Here is a 17938-nt window from a genome sequence, read left to right on the forward strand (position 1 = left end):
CCTAAGGAGGTCTGACCGTGGAAAAGGTCATGTCCAATAAGCTCGTCATTGCTCTCTATGTGTTGCCTTCCCTGCTGTTGTTATTCGCCGTGATTTATGTGCCCATCGTACTGACCGGCTATTACGGTCTGAATCAGTGGAATGGAATCGGCCCTATGACTTTCGTAGGGCTGGACAACTATCAACATCTGTTTACAGACGCGGCGTTTTGGCAAAGTGCCTGGCATTCGCTGCTGTTGGCCTTGTTTTCAGGTATCAGTCTGATCGGTTATCTGGTCGTTGCGATGATTTTGTCAGGAAAAATCAAGGGAGCGAACCTGCTGCGGAAAATTTATCTGATTCCCATGCTGCTGTCTTCTGTAGCGATCGCTCAATTGTGGCTCAAAATGTATCACCCGACCAACGGAGTGCTGAATTCTTTGCTGGCGTCAGTCGGAGTTCACAACCCACCCGAGTGGTTAGCTAATCCGTCTCTGGTGCTGCTTGCCTTGTTCATTCCGATTATTTGGCAATATGCAGGCTTTTATATCCTGATCTATTATGCCGGACTGAAAAACATTCCCGAAACGCTGATGGAGGCTGCCCGCATCGACGGAGCCAGTGCCTGGCAGATTGCAACTCGTATCAAATTACCTCTGCTGCGCGAGGTAATTAATGTGACGATCATATTGTCGATTGTCGGCTCGCTCAAATATTTTGACCTGATCTACGTCATGACGGACGGTGGGCCAAACGGAGCCAGTGAAGTGATGGCTTCGTACATGTACCACCAGGCGTTCCGCAGCTTCGATTTCGGATATGGTAGCGCTACAGCCTTTGCCTTGCTGCTCATCTGTCTGGTTGCTACGTGGGTGATTCGCAAGGTGACCGCTACTAGTGATACCATCCAGTATTCATAGGACACTCATGCAATTAGATCAGGAGTAACAGAGGACAGAAAGAGGGAGGAACGGATATGAAAACCCAGGCAGCCGCCAACTATCCGCTTGGAGTCGCTATCCGCGGCAAACTGTTAACTCGGGTCGGTTATGCCGCTTTGTATATACTGTTGATCATCTTGGCGGTGACGCAGCTTTTACCACTGGTATGGCTGATGCTTTTCTCGCTTAAAAATAATCAGGAAGTGTTTAACCTTCCACCGTTTGCATTTCCGTCCCAGCCGCATTGGGAAAACTATATGAATGTGTGGACCAGTGGCAATATCGGGCGGTATTTCTTCAATAGTGTATGGATTACGGTCATATCCGTGGCGTTGACCGTGCTGCTCGCAAGCTTTGTTACATTTGCCATTACACGTATGAGCTGGAAAGGAAGTCAGCTGGTCCTCGGGCTCTTTATGGTCGGACTCATGATTCCGGTCCATTCCACCTTGATCCCGCTGTTCAGTATGTTTCTCAAACTGCACTTAACAGACACTTCAGTGTCCATCATCCTGTCGTATGTCGCTTTTAATCTACCGACCACGATGATGATTTTGCTGGGCTTCTATTACGCCCTGCCCCGTGAAGTGGAAGAAGCGGCCGTTATGGACGGCTGCTCTGTCAACCGGATGTTCTTCCGGATTGTGCTGCCCATGACCACCCCCGTCATGGCAACGACGTCTATTATTAACATGATCTACAACTGGAATGAGTTTATTTTCGTCAATACGTTCATCAGCTCCGACGAAAATAAAACACTGACCGTCGGCGTTCAAAACTTTATCGGACAATATACGACCGACTGGGGCGCTATCGGAGCCACGTTGATGATCAGCATTTTGCCCATTTTGCTCGTGTTCCTCATTATGAGTGACCGGATTGTGGAAGGAATCGCAGCCGGGTCGGTTAAGGGGTAAAACAAATATTCCCTGATTAGAAGAGCACCCCCTAGTGTAGACATTAGAACGAACCTCTTGGTTTGTCCGATGAATGCTAGGGGGTGCATTTTTATGTGACTAGTTTGAGTTGAAGGAAAAAGAGGTGGAAAATTTATGAATTTAAGTTTTTTCAGAAAGTAAATGTTGAGCAAACATGTTGATATTTATGATGCCGACCAATTGCGTGAATCCATCAGACGTTATGGTGTGGTTGTCAACTCTGATAGGGAGGGATGAAGAGGTCTTATTATACTACTTATAAAACATTATGACCAATTTGATTGTAACATTTCGGTAGCGAATACTATTAAATTAAGTCTTTTTCTATATTTTTTCATCCATCTTCTGATTTAAATATTCAGCAATTTCTGTTTGTCCTCTTTCAATGGCAAATGCATAAGCATCCATATCTTTAATGTTGTCACCAGAGTATTTTGTAGATATATCTATATTATTCTCAACTAGCAATCTGACAATCTCAAAATGACCACCATATATTGCAGCGAACAGAGGATTTCTATCTGGCTCACTAGTATCAATCTCAGCATTCTGGTTAATGAGATATTCAGCAATATTTAAGTGCCCTTTTGTAGCTGCTCTTTCAAGGGCATTTGTAGAAAAAGTTCCACCCTGCGCATTAATATCTATCCCTGCATTAATTAGATATTCAATTATTTCTAAATGTCCATAAGCTGCTGCTACATGTAGCCATGTACCAAAGGGTGTCATCCATGTTAACATTTCTGGTTCTTTCTCAAGTAAATATCTTAACCTATCCAATTGGCCACTTTTTATAGCACCTCTAATGTCTTTCGCACTTTGAACTTTATCCATTTTAGTTTCTCCTTTGAATTTTATCTTCTAGAAGCAGCCTGTTTCCCAAGGTCTTCTAGTATTTCAATAATATCATCTAAGTCTGCGCCTGCCGCATCAACTCCCTTTAAGTTATTAACAACATTTTCCACAACATGGAAAATTATATTGTCAGGCACTGGGGAGGGAGCTTTTAAGAAACCGCCCGCCAGTCCATACACTAAAAAAGGCCACAATACGGGCGGTAGCTCACATTGTGGCGTGTTTACACAAAGTTATTGACAGACTCTGGGCCGACAGTCTACTATTCCTGAAAATGCCCAATTACTAATCATTCATCTTATTTTCATCTTCTAAAATAATAATCCTATAAGTTTTATCTTTGACAATTAGTTTATTACCAACTGAAATGTCAATATCATCAAACTTTGTACCTATAATGGTTTTCAGTTCATTCAGATCTGGTATTTCGTTAACAAATAAATATAGGTTATTGATTTTTAAACTTTCAATGTCAATATCCATTTCTATTTTAGATATATCTTGATCTTTACGTTCAACGTTTTTGACTCTACAAATAATTTTGTCTCCATTATCCATACCTGCCTTACCTTTACCAAACCGTCTTTCAAACTCTTCTTTCTCTTTTCGAGCAGTTTCTAATCCATAACGAGATATCAAATATCCTTGTACTATTTCATAACTCATGCTAAAAAGTGAAGAAAGCTCGTAGTAGTTTGGCAGTCCTTCTTTGAAAATATGAACCAATTCACATATAAGGTCATCAAAGTTACTCTCCTTTATGATTATCTCTAATTGACCCCTCTCGTCGTTCCCAAACCAATCAAACCCATTTGAATCTGTGTCTACAATCACTCCGGCAAAATAGGGTTTAGCATATAGGAACTTCCTTTCTTCACTATTATTTGTATACATTAAAACTACCTCCCATCAATTCAGCAAATTCTTTCATCCATGCCATATCTAGCGCCGCTTGATCTCTTTGCCTTAATAATTCTGCGTACTCAGGTTTAGTAAGTACATTCTGTTTTGCTTTATTCAGAGTTATTTGCGTATCCATATTATCCCAACTCCAACCATTTGGTCCCCGTTCTATACTAAGTGTTGTTCCATTCGGTAATGTAGCTCTTATTTCTGCCATATCAAAGCCCCTTGCTGTTTCTAAATCCTGCCAACTAAACACACCATTATTAGGATGGTTATGTGTATATACTCCATCTTTAGACAAAACTTTATATTTTGATACATCAATCTTACCTGGATGATAGTCTGTGATAAGTTTACTTATCGGGTTACCATTTTTATCGAATATAAGACCCCACTCATGAGGTTCAACTGCATCTCCATCTCTCGTCATTTTAAAGTAATCCTCTGCGTTCTTAACATTTGGTGGTGATGGGTCATTAATCGCAAATCGACTGTAGTCCCGTCCTGTTTTACCTTCAAATGTAGCCCCACTACCTGCTTTAATAACATCACCCGTCCCCCCAATCTCTTTTCCTTTATTGAGCTTCAGGTTTGGAAGTTGGGGTGGCTCTGTTTTGATTTTAGTACCTGCATGAATAGGTTCTTTAACGGGCAATTTTAGTGTAGGTTTCGGCTTTAAAAATGAACCGGTTCCCTCAACAATCCCTACTAGACCAATAATGTTGGACCAATGTTCTGCTGACAAAGGATCTTTAGGTGTCAACGCTCCACGTATAGTCTCTGTTATTCCGAACGTAGCGAAATTGATAGCATCGCTACCAGAATTCCCCTGATTACGTGCACGCTCCATATAAGCCTGATAGATTCCCTTAGGAATACCGTACGACAAGTAATCCAAATATGCACCAACTGAATCGTAGCGTTTTTGGATCCTTTCCATATTAGCTTCATAAATTCCTGTTCCTATTTCAGTTAGGCTATCTGCCGACTTTGTAGTCACATATTGTGCTGTGTGTGCTTGTTCCATTGCTATTTGACTTTTTATCATCGCACTACTACCCGTATATTCCAGGTAACGATCCCACCAAGACTTAGGCTTCTCAACTTGTTGTTTAGGCTGTTGCTGTGCCATGCGGCTGTCGTAATCGGCTCTCCAGCGTTTTCTTACTTCTTCCGGAACCTGCTGATACGCATGAACCATGGCATTCGATTCTTTAAGCAGGTTCTGTACTAGTTCCAATGGGCCTCCGGAATGCGCTATATGACGGGCGCTCGTAAACACTTTCCCAAGAATCCATTTACTATAATAGGCTTGTTTAGCTTTCTCATGCTCGTGTAGACTAATCAACCCTTGCATGGCCAAACCAGCCAAGTGTTTCAATGGATGAATACCGTTCCCTTTAGCTCCTCCAACGGTAGGGGTTCCTTTGCTCCGAACAGGGATCGCTGCAGTTGCTCTCAGAATCATACCTCCCGCAGGTCCGCCTAAAGCTCCCGCTACAACACCAGCCACTTTTCCCATCACTGGAATGGAGCCTAACAGTTTTGATACTGTACCCAATAAAGCATCAGCCTGTTTTTGTGCCGCCGGAGTCGTAATCTTTGCAATAGGTGCAGAAGCTGCGCTGCTGGATGAAGCCTTGGCTGCTGCTGCGGATTGTGCCGCCTCATATGCCTTTATGTTCATCAATGGCGGTTCTGGAACAGGAGGGAGGTCAGCTACGAAAACAGGTGCCTTCACCGTGCCTTCCTGATAAATCACTGGAGCCTTGGTATCTGTCTCACCATCCAGCACCATGCTGCTGGCACCGCCTTTTAAATACAGCGCCGTTCCAGCTTCGAGGGAAAGTTTCTGCCCAGCATCAAGCTTCACGTGACCACCCTGAATCTGCACATTCCCGGGACTATCAATCGTAATGCCGCTACTTTCATGCAGTGTAATGGAAAATTCACCGGAAGTGGATAGGGTCAGATCATGCTTAGACATTTCTACGCTGCTACCTTGCACATGTTGCCATACCTTCACATTCGGCTGACCATTGGTGTGGCGTTGTTGTCGCAGTGAATCCGTGACATAGGCATCTTGTTCGCGATGGGTAGGCAAATACAATTCCACCTGTTCCCCGACCTCAGGCATATCGTACCAGCCACTGTGTTCTTCGGCGACATAACGGGTGGCGATGGGAAACCAGCAGGCTTTGGCAGGATCTTGCTTCGGGTCAATGTCTAGTTGAAGCTGTACGAAATCCTGCTGTACCTTCAGTACTGTTCCTGTCAGCGAAATTCCAGTAGCCTGATCATTTTCATAGCGGGCATAGCGGATATCTTGTTCGGATTGAAGATCGTAACAGGTGCGCAGTAAGCCATCCGTTAGTGTGGTCACTGCTCGAACCACGACCAGTTCTTTGCCTTGTCCAATGGGTAACGTGATGAGGTCGCCCAGCGCATAGTATTGTAGGCTTTCGATCATATAGGTGATATACGAGCCAGCACGTTCTCCCGGCTTTTCCGCATCCAGCTCATGAAATGTTTTCCGTACTCGATAAAATACATCCCGCTCGATCTTATGCTGCTTGCCTTCCGGCATTCCGAAGAAAACCTTGGGCGAAGCTGCGGTTACCTCTGGCACAAGTACGGAACCAAAGCGAGAAGCGAGGCGTTTTAAAAACGCCCAATCAGTCTCCTCATATTGTAAAACAAATGTCTCCAATTTGGCATGGTTGCTTACCGTGTCAATGGCATCTCCATACTGATACTTTCGAACCAGCGCAGTGACCAGATCATCATAGGTACGGTGAGTATCTTGATAGGAGCGCCTTTTACGCTTAATATCCATTTGGTATGAATGGGAAGCGGCCTCTAGTTCAAACGTATACAGGCCTCGCACACAGTGTACGGACATACGTGTAACAATCCCATGGAACAGCCTTCTTAGCGATTGTCCCTGATCATTCAACTGACGAATCACAATCGGCTCTTGATCCATATTTTGACCAATACAAGCTGCTCCCTGTTCTTCAGAGAGCAACCCACTGATATGTAAATAGGCATGATCGTTAATGGCACGTGTTATTTGAAGTTGTTCGATGTGTAATGGCTGAAAGGGACCATAAAAGCGTAGGCTTTCATATCCAATCCCATCTAATAATACGCTCAAGTGAGTTCATGACTCCTTTCTAGATGCGATGGGTATTTCCAAGTAAAGCACGTCATCTATGTAATGTATTACTGGGGTTGTTTGGTATTAAGAAACAAGAGTTGATATTTAATAAACAACCCAGCATATGTATTTATCGGTTAAAAGAGAGAGTTAGTTTACAGAATGACCCATTCATTATGGTATTTACTATGTGTAAATCTGGAATTAGAAGATATGAGAGGGAAGTATAAGATGGAAAAAAGCATATAATAGGTGGTATGAGGGAGTATAAAGTGATATTTATAAAAGATTGAGCTTTAATGAGAGAGGAGGGTTCATATTATGCCAAAAAACGATAATATGCTGGCCATTCTATGGATGCTGAATTCGGGTGTAAAAATGACGGCAAAACAAATATCCGAAAAGTTAGAAATAAATATAAGGACAGTTTATCGGTATATTGATGCACTATGCGCCAGTGGAGTGCCTATCATATCCGACACGGGTCATCATGGCGGGTATAGCCTGCTGAATAATTTTATTAGAGCACCCTTACTATTTGATATGGAGGAAAAAAAGGCACTCCTTCATGCTGCTGTTTTTGCAAAAGAAGCTGGATCTCCTTTAAGTGAGGCATTAAGCAGTGCGACCTCAAAATTGAAAATGTATTCGAATCAAGAGCAAGAAAGTATACTTAGCCGTCATTTAGCCGGATTTGAAGTGATAAATCGCATAGGAGATCCTTCTCTTCAGCCGATATTGGCAGAATTGGAGCAGGCTGTAGCCAACCAATTCTCTGTCGAAATGGATTATCGCACGAGCCATGAAGAACAACCCAAGAATAGGGTGATAGACCCCTATGGAATGGTTTACTGGAACAACAAATGGTATACTGTTGCATTTTGTCACCTAAGAAATGAGATCCGTAGCTTTCGGGCAGAACGGATTTTACAGATCAAACGCACTCCAAGCCTATTTAAGCGTCCTGAGGCTTTTTCAGCTCGTGAATTTTTCATGCAAAATCTGTTACCTGATTTAGTGGGCAAGGACGGTTTAATTTCTTTAATGATCGAAGGCAGGTCAGAGGCATTGGATGACTTATGTCTACATTGGTTTTTGGGGCATCATCTGAAAGAGCGAACCGCTAACCAAGCCATCTTTTTGCTTGAGGAAAAATCACTTCATACATATGTCCCTCATTTACTCCTACCCTACGGGAAATCCATTCAGATCATCGAACCACAGAGCTTGAAGGAAAAACTTGTTGCGGTTGCGTCGGAGTTAATGGAATATTATCAACGTTAGAAGCTTCACTGACAGCAGATGTCAGTGAAGCTTTTTTATAATGAGAATAATCACGGGTTACCGAGGATTGGTATCACTTGATAAATTATAAAATAGGGAGAACCTGTGAATGAATAGTACGGTATATCTTTATGTATTTGACACCATGGCAGACTGGGAAATCGGTTACTTAACTGCCGAACTGAACTCAGGAAGATATTATAAAAAAGGGCTGGGCCCATCCAAAATAGTTACCGTGGGAATGGAAAAGACTCCTGTCACTACCATGGGCGGATTGACAATCCTGCCTGACATCAAACTGGATGAGTGCAGCATTAAGAGCACAGATGCATTGATTTTACCTGGTGGAAATACATGGACAGAAACCATTCACCAACCCATCTTAAAAATCGCTGAGAGGTGTTTAGAGGAAGGTATATGGGTTGCTGCGATTTGTGGTGCTACCATCGGACTTGCCCAGGCAGGATTGCTGAATTCACGTTCGCATACAAGCAATGATCTGGAATACCTTAAAATGATCTGTCCCACCTATACGGGCGAAAAGTATTACAAAATGGAGTCTGCTATAACGGATGGAAAACTGATCACTGCATCTGGAACGGCTCCGTTGGAATTCACCGTACATGTTTTGAAAGCTTTGGGCGTGTTTTCTTCTAAAACATTAGAAGCCTGGTATAGTCTAAATAAGACTCGTGCATCCAAACATTACTATGAGTTGATGGATTCAATCCAATAAAGGTATGAGCATTAAATTGAACTGTTAAGATCATTTAAAGGAGGAGTTAAAATGACTGAAAGCAGAGAATATGTGGGAGTGTCAGGTAAATATACAAGTAAGGGTATACCCAACGGCTTTACATCTATTACCCCGTTTATAACCGTGAAGAATCCTTCGGAAGCGATAGAGTTTTATAAAACAGTTTTCAATGCAAGGGTTAAGGACATTACTGAATATCCTGATGAGAATGGCAATACAATCATTGTTCATGCGGAATTAGATTTTGGAAATGGTTTTTTGCAGCTGGGAGCAGCGAATCCGACATATCAATTGGTTTTGCCGCCAGATGGAGATAATGCGTGTTATTCTTTCGGAATTTACGTTATGAATGTGGATCAGGTCATTGAAAAGGCGGTAGCAAGAGGAGCGAAAGTAAGGGAACCCGTTACAAACTTTGTTTCAGGGGATCGATTCGCAAGTATATTAGATCCTTGTGGAGTAAGATGGTCTATTATGACCAGGATCGAGGATTTGTCCGAAGAAGAAAGCAGTCGTAGGGTTGCTGAATGGGCCAAAAGCTTTAGTGGAGAATAAATGCATGCGATCACTTTTTGGTAAAACGTATTAATCAGCACATTACATGCTGCTTTTTGCGCCATCGTCACGCGACCTTACAAGAGTGTTAGGCAATTGTCATCTAGATCAATGGTATCAGCCTAGCTACTTCTCTATACTAATCCATTGATATGATTATTTTTTAAGGGGGAGTTGGCGTGAGGATTTTTGAAATGCTGCTATTCTTTTCAAGTGCTTGTTTGTTGGCACTCCTGTTCCTTACCAATCAACGTATCCGAAGATCAGCCTTGCTCCTGACAAGCGGAGCAAGCTCCATTTTTTTAGTGATACATTTGCTTGTCGAAGGATACAGGGTTCAGCTTTTATTTTTATACGGATTTACGATCCTGATGCTTATGCTTTCGCTTATAAACGTTTTCATAACGCCGAAAGTCGTTCGGACTGCCTCGCGAATCCGTAGGGTGCTGGGCCGCCTTTTTATCGTGATTGGGCTAATCGCAACAGGGTGCTTCCTCTATGTGTTTCCCGTATTCAACTTTCCGGCGCCAACCGGCGAGTTGAAGGTAGGCACGCAAATCTTTCATTTCATCGATCCAAGCCGGGAGGAGACATTTGGCAAAACTGAGACAGGCAAGAGGGAATTGATGGTTCAGGTCTGGTATCCGACTCAAGCTAGCACCAGCAAGTACGCTCCCTTTATTCCCGATACCGAGATTTTACGTTATATGGCCGCCAACTATGGCCTTCCCGGGTTTACGTTTCAACATCTGAAGTACGTATCCAGTCATGCTTATTCGGGAGCAGAAGTCTCTTCGGCACAGACTTCATACCCGCTGATCCTTGCGAATCCCGGCAACGGCTCGTCCAGGTTCCTCCACACGTCGCAAGCTGAAAATCTCGCGAGTCACGGATATATCGTGGCAGTGATCGACCACACCTACAATACATTTGCAACCGAGTTTCCGGACGGTCGAATCACGACCAGCACAACCGACGACTTATTCTCGCCCGACCATGATTACCGGACGGAAAGCGAAAATCGTGACAAGTTGGGAAAAGTTTTAACCGGTGATGTGGCGTTTACGCTGGACCAATTCGAGCTCATCCAATCGGGACAGATTCCAAGTCAACTAAAAGGGAAGATTGATCTCGGTCATGTCGGGGTGTTCGGCCATTCCATCGGCGGAGCGACGGCCTATGACGCTTCTTACGATCCGCGAATCGCGGTTGGAATAGACTTTGATGGAGGGCTTTATCGACTGCGTGACAGAGAGGGTCTGCGAAAGCCGTTTTTGTTTATCAACACGGAAAGCTATTTCGAAAAATTAAAAATGGTGATGGATAACCGGGTCTACACGGATGCAGAGCTTAAGCGTATGGGATCAACAAGAGAGTGGGAGGATCAAGTAACGGAAGATAAAAAGTTGGAGCTTGAACGGATGCGCGAAACGGTCGACGAAGGGGGACAAGTCCTCTATATCGAAAATACGGAGCATTTGAATTTTACCGACGTACAGTTCATTTCTCCGATTTTTAAAATGCTGGGCATTACAGGACAGATTGCACCCGAAAGAGCGAATTCCGTTATCAATGCCTACATGCTGGATTTCTTTGATATGTATCTGAAAAATCAAGGCGGAATCTTAATGAAAGGACCGGATAGCCGCTTTCCAGAGGTGAAGTTCGTAACCTCGCTATTATAAATTACGGAACAGGCTGCCGATTTTGACATGCTCCCCTTCAAGTAGACAGGTTTAATAAATAAACCGCTACTTGAAGGGAAGTTTTCCTTTGTCTAAGAAGAACGAATACAATACGATTGAGAAACTAGCCATCATACACATAAAATTTTAAAAATATATTTTGACCTGCTTCAAAGAGTGACCAAAGAGGGACGGCGTGCCCCTCTTATTTGCGTGATGTTGAGCATTTTTATTTATTTACAGAAAGTGTAGCATTTCATTTCATAATTTTTCATCACAAAAAGGCTTTTGTCTCATTCAATGAGCGTGCTATATTCGATAAAAGCTGAATTGTATTCCTGATTTCATGTTCCGTAGTATCTGGGTGAATTGCACAGATTCGGAGAACCGTTTTTCCATTAAGTTGTGTCGTAAGCACTGTGGCGTACCCGTTCGTCACCATTTCTTGGGAGATCCTTTTATTGAGTGAATCTAATTCCTGGTCGGATAGCCCAGGTGGTGCATATTGAAAATTAACAATCGCTAATTGCGCGGGACATACAATTTCCCAATGATTATGTTTTTTGATTTCATCTTCAGCCCATTCTGCGAGTTGAACTCCATGCTCTATAACTTCACTGACAGCATTCGTGCCTAAAGCTTGCAATGTCACCCATAGTTTCAAACTTCGAGCAGGCCGCGTTAATTCAGGGCCCAGATCCCAATAATTAATATGTTCTTCATTAGTCTCAGCATCTTTCAAATATTCTGGATGTGTGCTGAAGCAGTCTCTGAGCTGTTGATTTTCTTTGGCTAAAACTACGCTACAGGAATAGGTCTGCATTAACCATTTATGTGCATCCCAAGTAATGCTATCTGAACGCGATATTCCGCTCAAAAGGGACTTATATTTCGAAGAAGCCAAAATTGACGCACCGTAAGCTCCATCCACATGTAACCAAATATTATGTTTTTCACATAGGTCAGCAATTTCGTTTAGCGGGTCAATGCTTCCTGTATTGGTTGTGCCTGCCGTGGCAATGATCGCAAAAGGCTTCATGCCAGCTGCCTGATCATCCATTACTTTTTTTTCTAAGGCTGAAACATCCATACGAAAATTTGTATCACTTGGAATCTTTCTGATTTGATCACCACGGAATCCGAGAATGCGTAACCCTTTGGCGACCGATGAATGAGTTTGGTCTGAAACATAAGCAGTTCCAAGGGCATATTCCTGCTCAGATAACTTTGCATTGCGTGCAGCTGCCAAAGCGGTCAAATTGGACAACGATCCGCCGGACAGAAATAAGCCTCCAGCCGTATCGGGATATCCTGCTTGGTCACACATCCACCGGATTACTTCCCCCTCTAGAAGGCTTGCGCTCGAACTCAGCATCCAGCTTCCGGCGTGGGTATTATAAGCGCTGGTCATGATATCTCCTAGCCAAGAGTAAAGAGACATTGGACTAGGAACCAATGCGAAAAAGCGAGGGTGTTGCATAAACGTTTGATAAGGATAGACGTTTTTCCTCATTTCATTGACAACTTCTTTTATCGGTCTTCCTTTTTTGGGAAAACCAATTTCCCGTAAATGAGCTATGGTATCCTCATCTGCAGTGTTGATTACTTTTTGAGAGCGGATATTGTTATTTTCTGCCATGTATGAATGTATGAACTGCTCAATAATTTCACCTAATTGCTGATTTGGTTCTTGATTCATCATAAGCATCTCCATCTCCTTTGTTTAACTTCAACCAAAGTATAATATAACATCTGTTGTCATATTGTGATATTCACCGATTTCATCATTAAGTTTATTTTTAGGCTCTTCGCTATTACGCAAAGTAGTTCTCAAAGGCAAAGAGGGCTATTCAAAATCCCCGTTCAGTGCAAATGCAGGAAACGTGATGTTGGGAATGAGATAGTACTCCAGTTCAAGGCTGGTAAGCAGCTATATAGTGCTGTGTTGCTTGGATGGTAACGACGAGTAATTTTACAAGACAGCTAAGGAGACGAGGGATATTGTAATATAGGGGGGGAACCTTAGTTATCTGAAAATAATTTAATACAAGAATAAATATATAGTACTTGTAAGAAAATTGTTCGAAAACGCTTTGCCAGATGTTGCAACTGAGCTATTTAATGATTTAAAAAATGACTCCAATTAGAGCTCCAAATTCTTGAGGATTTTTATATCCAATGATTCAACTGGGAGAAAAAAATACTGGTGGCCCCTAAAGATGTGTTAGGAGCCACCAGTACAAACTAATTTACAATATTGTTACATAATATGAGCCAGCTATACTTTTACTATATATACACAACACCTTAACTTCGGTCGGGAATTATTGTCCAATTTGTTCTAAGATTTGTGTGTAAGCATTCCTATAATGATCGGGGTTAGGATCTTCTCCTATTATTTTGGGTACATCAAAGTCAGACAGCAGGAAATGGTGTTTGGGTTGAACTTCATGTCTTGCTAAGCAACTCTTGCAACAGGACAAGGGGCAGCCGTCAATTGCAATGATGTCACGTCCCGATTTTGCTGTTCTGACAAGTGGTTTGACATCACCGCCAACACCAGCTATACAGGACATTTCAGCGACTTTTTCTCGATCCATTTGTATAGCGATCATGTTAGCGGTTTGTGCTGCGGAGGAACATCCAGAACAAGAATAGACAAGAGGTAAATCCGTTCTTTTCATCTTTGTACACTTCCTTGTTTTTTTCTTTGTGGTCCATCACGGTATCTTTGGTTTTAGGTAAAATAAATTTTAAATTGTTTGTATTTTAACTTAAATTTACAGTCTAAACCGTGATCGTGATCACGACAATATTTTTGTGAAATCTGTTATAGGGCTAATTGTGTGTATATATAAATCAGCTAGATCTTTAGAAAAAAAGCTCATCCCAACTCATAGATTGAAGTTAGAATAAGCTTTTGAAAGTTTAATGTTTAGGTACACTTAAACTAATCAATTTCCGTGTTAAAGAATTTTAGACAATTTTGTACCATCAAACTTGTCACCCCATCCTCTATTTTCTTCTATAGAAAATTTTAGAAATGGGTCGATACTTGGCAATGGGAAATCGTAATCTATCATGAGTTTTATAATTCTCTCCAAAGATTTCAAACTGCTTTCGCCGTATCCTTCGATTACAGCGTACGCATGACTGATACCAAGGTCATAAATACCTCGCAGTAGGGCGTCGACTGACGCATCTATATTTTGATATAAGCTATACAAATATATGAATTCATCTTTACTCAACTTTTCAAACTCTTCCTCCTCGTATGTTTTGAATTCTGTTAAATTCTCAGGAATTAATTCAACGACTATATCGTTCCAATCATCCAAGTAATGTATATTAGTGAATTCCCATAAATAATTTAAAACGATCTTCCAATCATTAATGTCATACTTCAAGGCTATAATAGCGTTCTCAAAACAGCTAATACCAAATGCAACTCTACCTCTCATTGAAATATGTCTAAATTTTTCCATGTCCATCATCGTTAGTCTCCTTTATACCATCCGGTTAGTGCGTCAGCAACATTTCCTTTAAAAGTAAATGTGCAGTTTTCGCAAGCTATTTTTGCTGCTCCAAATTCGTGTGGAGTTGTTTTAATAGTGTATAAATATAAATCATTTACATTAGCCTTTTGATTTAGTGCTTGATTCACTGCATCTACTTCTGCGCAATTTCCCACTCCATATTCATTAAGAGAATCTTTTGGCAATAATCCTGCTTTGTCTTTGCTTCCAAATAACACTACATTCTTTTTATCTCCACTAAGTTGTATACCTTTATTCATTCCATAATAATACTTCCCTGTTCTTGCGTCATAAGCTACAGCAGCTGTATTGAAATTATCCATTTTCCTTTTTGAAGGAGCAAGCTTTTTTTGCATGCTTGACCAATCAGTAATAGCCTCAAGTAATTTTTTATCAGAAGGTAACTTAGGTTTACCAATAATCGTTCCTTCAGTTTTGGGTGGTTCAATAGGTTTAGAAGATGCAGGTTTTACGACTCCTGGTTCTTCAACGATAGACACTGGAGTTGTAATTGATTTAGAAGGTATCTTTATGTTTCTACCAAATTTAGCACCGTATAAACTTCCAACCATCTGAAATTCAGAAAATACGCTGCTGACAATAATCGCATTAGCCTGCCATTTTGGTATTTCTTCGCCTGTCCAATAGTTTTTTCCTTCTCTAGCTGCTTTAATTTGTTCTACAAAAATATCCACATTTTCTGGTTCGTGATGTAATTTGATTTCTCCATTTTTGATAGCTTCGTTATAGGCAAGAGAAGCCTGTGCAGCTTTCTGATCGGTAACTCCATTTTTGCTGAGAACCCACATAGTACCCATAAATTTTTTATCATACTCATCGAAATTATAGGATACTTTGGCTTTTTCAGCTGCCACGTAGCTATTATAATTTGCTCTCCAGCGTTGTCTCAGATCTACAGGAACCTGCTGATATGCATGAGCCATGGCATTTGACTCTTTTAACAGGTTTTGGACCAGTTCCAGTGGACCACCCGAAAGTGCTATGTGACGTGCACTTGTATACACTTTGCCTAAAATCCACTTGCTATAATAGGCTTCTTTAGCTCGTTCATGCTCGTATTGGCTTATTAGCCCTTGGAGCGCTAAACTAGCCAGATGCTTCAGCGGATGCAAACTACCTTTAGGAGCACCGCCTCCAGCACGACTTGTTCCCGTGCTACGAACAGGAATAGCTGCGGTTGCTAGCAGCACTGAGCTTGCAACAATCGCCGCAGGTCCACCTAAAGCTCCCGCAACAACGCCAGCCACTTTTCCCATCACTGGAATGGAGCCTAACAGTTTTGATACTGTACCCAATAAAGCATCAGCCTGTTTTTGTGCCGCCGGAGTCGTAATCTTTGCAGTAGGTGCAGAAGCTGCGCTGCTGGATGAAGCCTTGGCTGCTGCTGACTGGGCTGCTTCATAGGCTTTTATGCTCATGAGTGGCGGCTCAGGCACAGGAGGGAGGTCGGCTACGAAAACAGGTGCCTTTACCGTACCTTCCTGATAAATCACTGGAGCCTTGGTATCCGTCTCACCGTCCAGTACCATACTGCTGGCTCCGCCCTTCAGATACAGCGCCGTTCCAGCTTCGAGCGAAAGTTCCTGCCCAGCATCAAGCTTTACGTGACCACCCTGAATCTGCACATTCCCAGGACTGTTGATGGTAATTCCGCTACTTTCATGCAGTGTAATGTAAAATTCACCGGAGGTGGATAGGGTCAGCTCGTGCTCAGACATTTCGACGGAGCTACCTTGCACATGTTGCCATACCTTCACATTTGGCTGTCCATTGGTGTGGCGTTGTTGTCGCAGTGAATCCGTTACATAGGCATCTTGTTCGCGGTGGGTAGGCAGATACAATTCCACCTGTTCCCCGATCTCAGGCATATCGTACCAGCCACTATGTTCTTCCGCGACATAACGGGTGGCGATGGGAAACCAGCACGCTTTGGCAGGATCTTGCTTCGGGTCAATGTCCAGTTGAAGCTGTACAAAATCCTGCTGTACCTTGAGCACCGTTCCTGTCAGCGAAATTCCAGTAGCCTGATCGTTTTCATAACGGGCATAGCGGATATCTTGTTCGGCTTGAAGATCATAACGGGTGTGCAGTAAGCCATCTGCTAAGGTTGTCACTACTCGAACCACGACCAGTTCTTTGCCTTGTCCAATAGGTAACGTGATAAGGTCGCCTAGTGCATAGTATTGCAGGCTTTCGATCATATAGGTGACATACGAGCCAGCACGTTCGCCTGGCTTTTCCGCATCTAGCTCATGAAACGTTTTCCGAACTCGATAAAATACATCCCGCTCTACCTTATGCTGCTTGCCTTCTGGCATTCCGAAGAAAATCTTGGGCGAAGCTGCGGTTACCTCTGGCACAAGTACGGAACCAAAGCGAGAAGCGAGACGTTTTAAAAACGCCCAATCCGTCTCCTCATATTGTAAAACAAATGTCTCCAGTTTGGCATAGTTGCTTACCGTATCAATGGCATCTCCGTACTGATATTTTCGAACCAGCGCAGTGACCAGATCATCATAGGTACGGTGAATATCTTGATAAGAGCGTCTTTTACGCTTAATATCCATCTGGTATGAATGGGAAGCAGCCTCCAGTTCAAACGTATACACGCCTCGCACACAGTGTACGGACATATGTGTAACAATCCCATGGAACAGCCTTCTTAGCGATTGTCCCTGATCATTCACCTGACGAATCACAATCGGCTCTTGCTCCATATTTTGACCAATACAAGCTGCTCCCTGTTCTTCGGAGAGCATGCCACTGATATGTAAATAGGCATGATCGTTAATTGTACGTGTTATTTGAAGTTGTTCGATGTGTAGTGGCTGAAAGGGACCATAAAAGCGTAGGCTTTCATATCCGATCCCATCTGATAATACGCTCAAGTGAGTTCATGACTCCTTTCTAGATGCGATGGGTATTTCGAAGTGAAGCATGTCATCTTGCATTTGCTTCTGAATTATCGAAGCTACAGATGAGTACAACAGTGAGTCAAAATAGATATGTATTACAAGGTTTGTACGCTATAAAGGGACGAGAGGTGATATTTAATAAACAACCCAGCATATGTATTTATCGGTTAAAAGAAAGATTTAGTTTACAGAATGACCCATTGATTGGGGGATTTACTATGTTTATTTTTGGAAGTAGGAGGATGAGAGGGAAGTGTAACATGAGTTAATATAGGAATATGGTAATATGCAAGTGCCGAGATCGGATACCATTTTTGAACGTAAGGATTTGGAGTTGAACAAAATAAGGTTATTCCCTTCTGTGACGTGCAATCAACTTGCTGTGGTTCAATTACTTTAATAAAAC

14 protein-coding genes are annotated in these 17938 nt (G+C 42.4%); 6 read left to right on the plus strand and 8 right to left on the minus strand.

Annotation, left to right across the window (positions count from 1 at the left end; translation table 11 throughout):
* The first annotated feature begins 17 nt into the window (after positions 1 to 17).
* Together G7035_RS15500 and G7035_RS15505 are read left to right on the plus strand one after the other, a co-directional pair.
* Positions 18 to 899, plus strand: a complete 882-nt coding sequence (locus G7035_RS15500) for a carbohydrate ABC transporter permease (protein WP_013372488.1) — start codon at positions 18 to 20, stop codon at positions 897 to 899.
* A 56-nt stretch (positions 900 to 955) separates the two neighbouring features.
* Positions 956 to 1837: a carbohydrate ABC transporter permease gene (locus tag G7035_RS15505; protein ID WP_019688243.1), complete on the plus strand. Its 882-nt coding sequence runs from the start codon at positions 956 to 958 to the stop codon at positions 1835 to 1837.
* Between the two features lie 345 nt (positions 1838 to 2182).
* Here G7035_RS15505 and G7035_RS15510 read toward each other — a convergent pair whose 3' ends face one another.
* The 4 genes from G7035_RS15510 to G7035_RS15525 all read right to left on the minus strand — a co-directional run bounded on the left by G7035_RS15510 (position 2183) and on the right by G7035_RS15525 (position 6776).
* Positions 2183 to 2692 (minus strand): ankyrin repeat domain-containing protein, encoded by a 510-nt coding sequence (locus tag G7035_RS15510; protein ID WP_019688242.1) that lies wholly within the window; start codon positions 2690 to 2692, stop codon positions 2183 to 2185.
* 20 nt (positions 2693 to 2712) lie between these two features.
* Positions 2713 to 2850 (minus strand): hypothetical protein, encoded by a 138-nt coding sequence (locus G7035_RS15515; RefSeq protein WP_196478903.1) that lies wholly within the window; start codon positions 2848 to 2850, stop codon positions 2713 to 2715.
* A gap of 148 nt (positions 2851 to 2998) precedes the next feature.
* Positions 2999 to 3607 (minus strand): hypothetical protein, encoded by a 609-nt coding sequence (locus tag G7035_RS15520; RefSeq protein WP_182096014.1) that lies wholly within the window; start codon positions 3605 to 3607, stop codon positions 2999 to 3001.
* On the minus strand, positions 3594 to 6776 hold the full coding sequence (locus G7035_RS15525; RefSeq protein WP_019688239.1) for a contractile injection system protein, VgrG/Pvc8 family: 3183 nt from the start codon (positions 6774 to 6776) through the stop codon (positions 3594 to 3596). The genes G7035_RS15520 and G7035_RS15525 overlap by 14 nt, the downstream gene beginning before the upstream one ends.
* A gap of 324 nt (positions 6777 to 7100) precedes the next feature.
* Between G7035_RS15525 and G7035_RS15530 the strand changes: the two genes are divergently transcribed.
* The 4 genes from G7035_RS15530 to G7035_RS15545 all read left to right on the plus strand — a co-directional run bounded on the left by G7035_RS15530 (position 7101) and on the right by G7035_RS15545 (position 11060).
* Positions 7101 to 8063, plus strand: a complete 963-nt coding sequence (locus tag G7035_RS15530; protein WP_019688238.1) for a helix-turn-helix transcriptional regulator — start codon at positions 7101 to 7103, stop codon at positions 8061 to 8063.
* Positions 8064 to 8172: 109 nt separating this feature from the next.
* Positions 8173 to 8799 carry a type 1 glutamine amidotransferase family protein gene (locus G7035_RS15535; protein ID WP_019688237.1) on the plus strand — a complete coding sequence of 209 codons (627 nt, stop codon included), beginning with the start codon at positions 8173 to 8175 and terminating at the stop codon, positions 8797 to 8799.
* A gap of 51 nt (positions 8800 to 8850) precedes the next feature.
* Positions 8851 to 9375, plus strand: coding sequence for a VOC family protein (locus G7035_RS15540; protein WP_019688236.1), 525 nt, complete (start codon positions 8851 to 8853; stop codon positions 9373 to 9375).
* A 179-nt stretch (positions 9376 to 9554) separates the two neighbouring features.
* Positions 9555 to 11060, plus strand: a complete 1506-nt coding sequence (locus G7035_RS15545) for an alpha/beta hydrolase family protein (protein WP_019688235.1) — start codon at positions 9555 to 9557, stop codon at positions 11058 to 11060.
* A gap of 274 nt (positions 11061 to 11334) precedes the next feature.
* Here the strand turns inward: G7035_RS15545 and G7035_RS15550 are convergent, their stop codons facing one another.
* The 4 genes from G7035_RS15550 to G7035_RS15565 form a co-directional block, all read right to left on the minus strand.
* Entirely contained in the window at positions 11335 to 12762 is a 1428-nt protein-coding gene (locus G7035_RS15550) for a pyridoxal phosphate-dependent decarboxylase family protein (RefSeq protein ID WP_019688234.1), read from the minus strand.
* Positions 12763 to 13384: 622 nt separating this feature from the next.
* The gene (locus tag G7035_RS15555) at positions 13385 to 13744 is read right to left on the minus strand and encodes a putative zinc-binding protein (RefSeq protein WP_013311396.1); all 360 of its coding nucleotides are present in this window, start codon (positions 13742 to 13744) and stop codon (positions 13385 to 13387) included.
* Between the two features lie 282 nt (positions 13745 to 14026).
* Positions 14027 to 14554, minus strand: coding sequence for a hypothetical protein (locus G7035_RS15560; protein WP_019688233.1), 528 nt, complete (start codon positions 14552 to 14554; stop codon positions 14027 to 14029).
* Between the two features lie 2 nt (positions 14555 to 14556).
* Positions 14557 to 17505 carry a contractile injection system protein, VgrG/Pvc8 family gene (locus G7035_RS15565; RefSeq protein WP_019688232.1) on the minus strand — a complete coding sequence of 983 codons (2949 nt, stop codon included), beginning with the start codon at positions 17503 to 17505 and terminating at the stop codon, positions 14557 to 14559.
* Positions 17506 to 17938 lie beyond the last annotated feature (433 nt).

Source organism: Paenibacillus polymyxa (assembly GCF_015710975.1).
Classification (GTDB): Bacteria; Bacillota; Bacilli; order Paenibacillales; family Paenibacillaceae; genus Paenibacillus; species Paenibacillus polymyxa.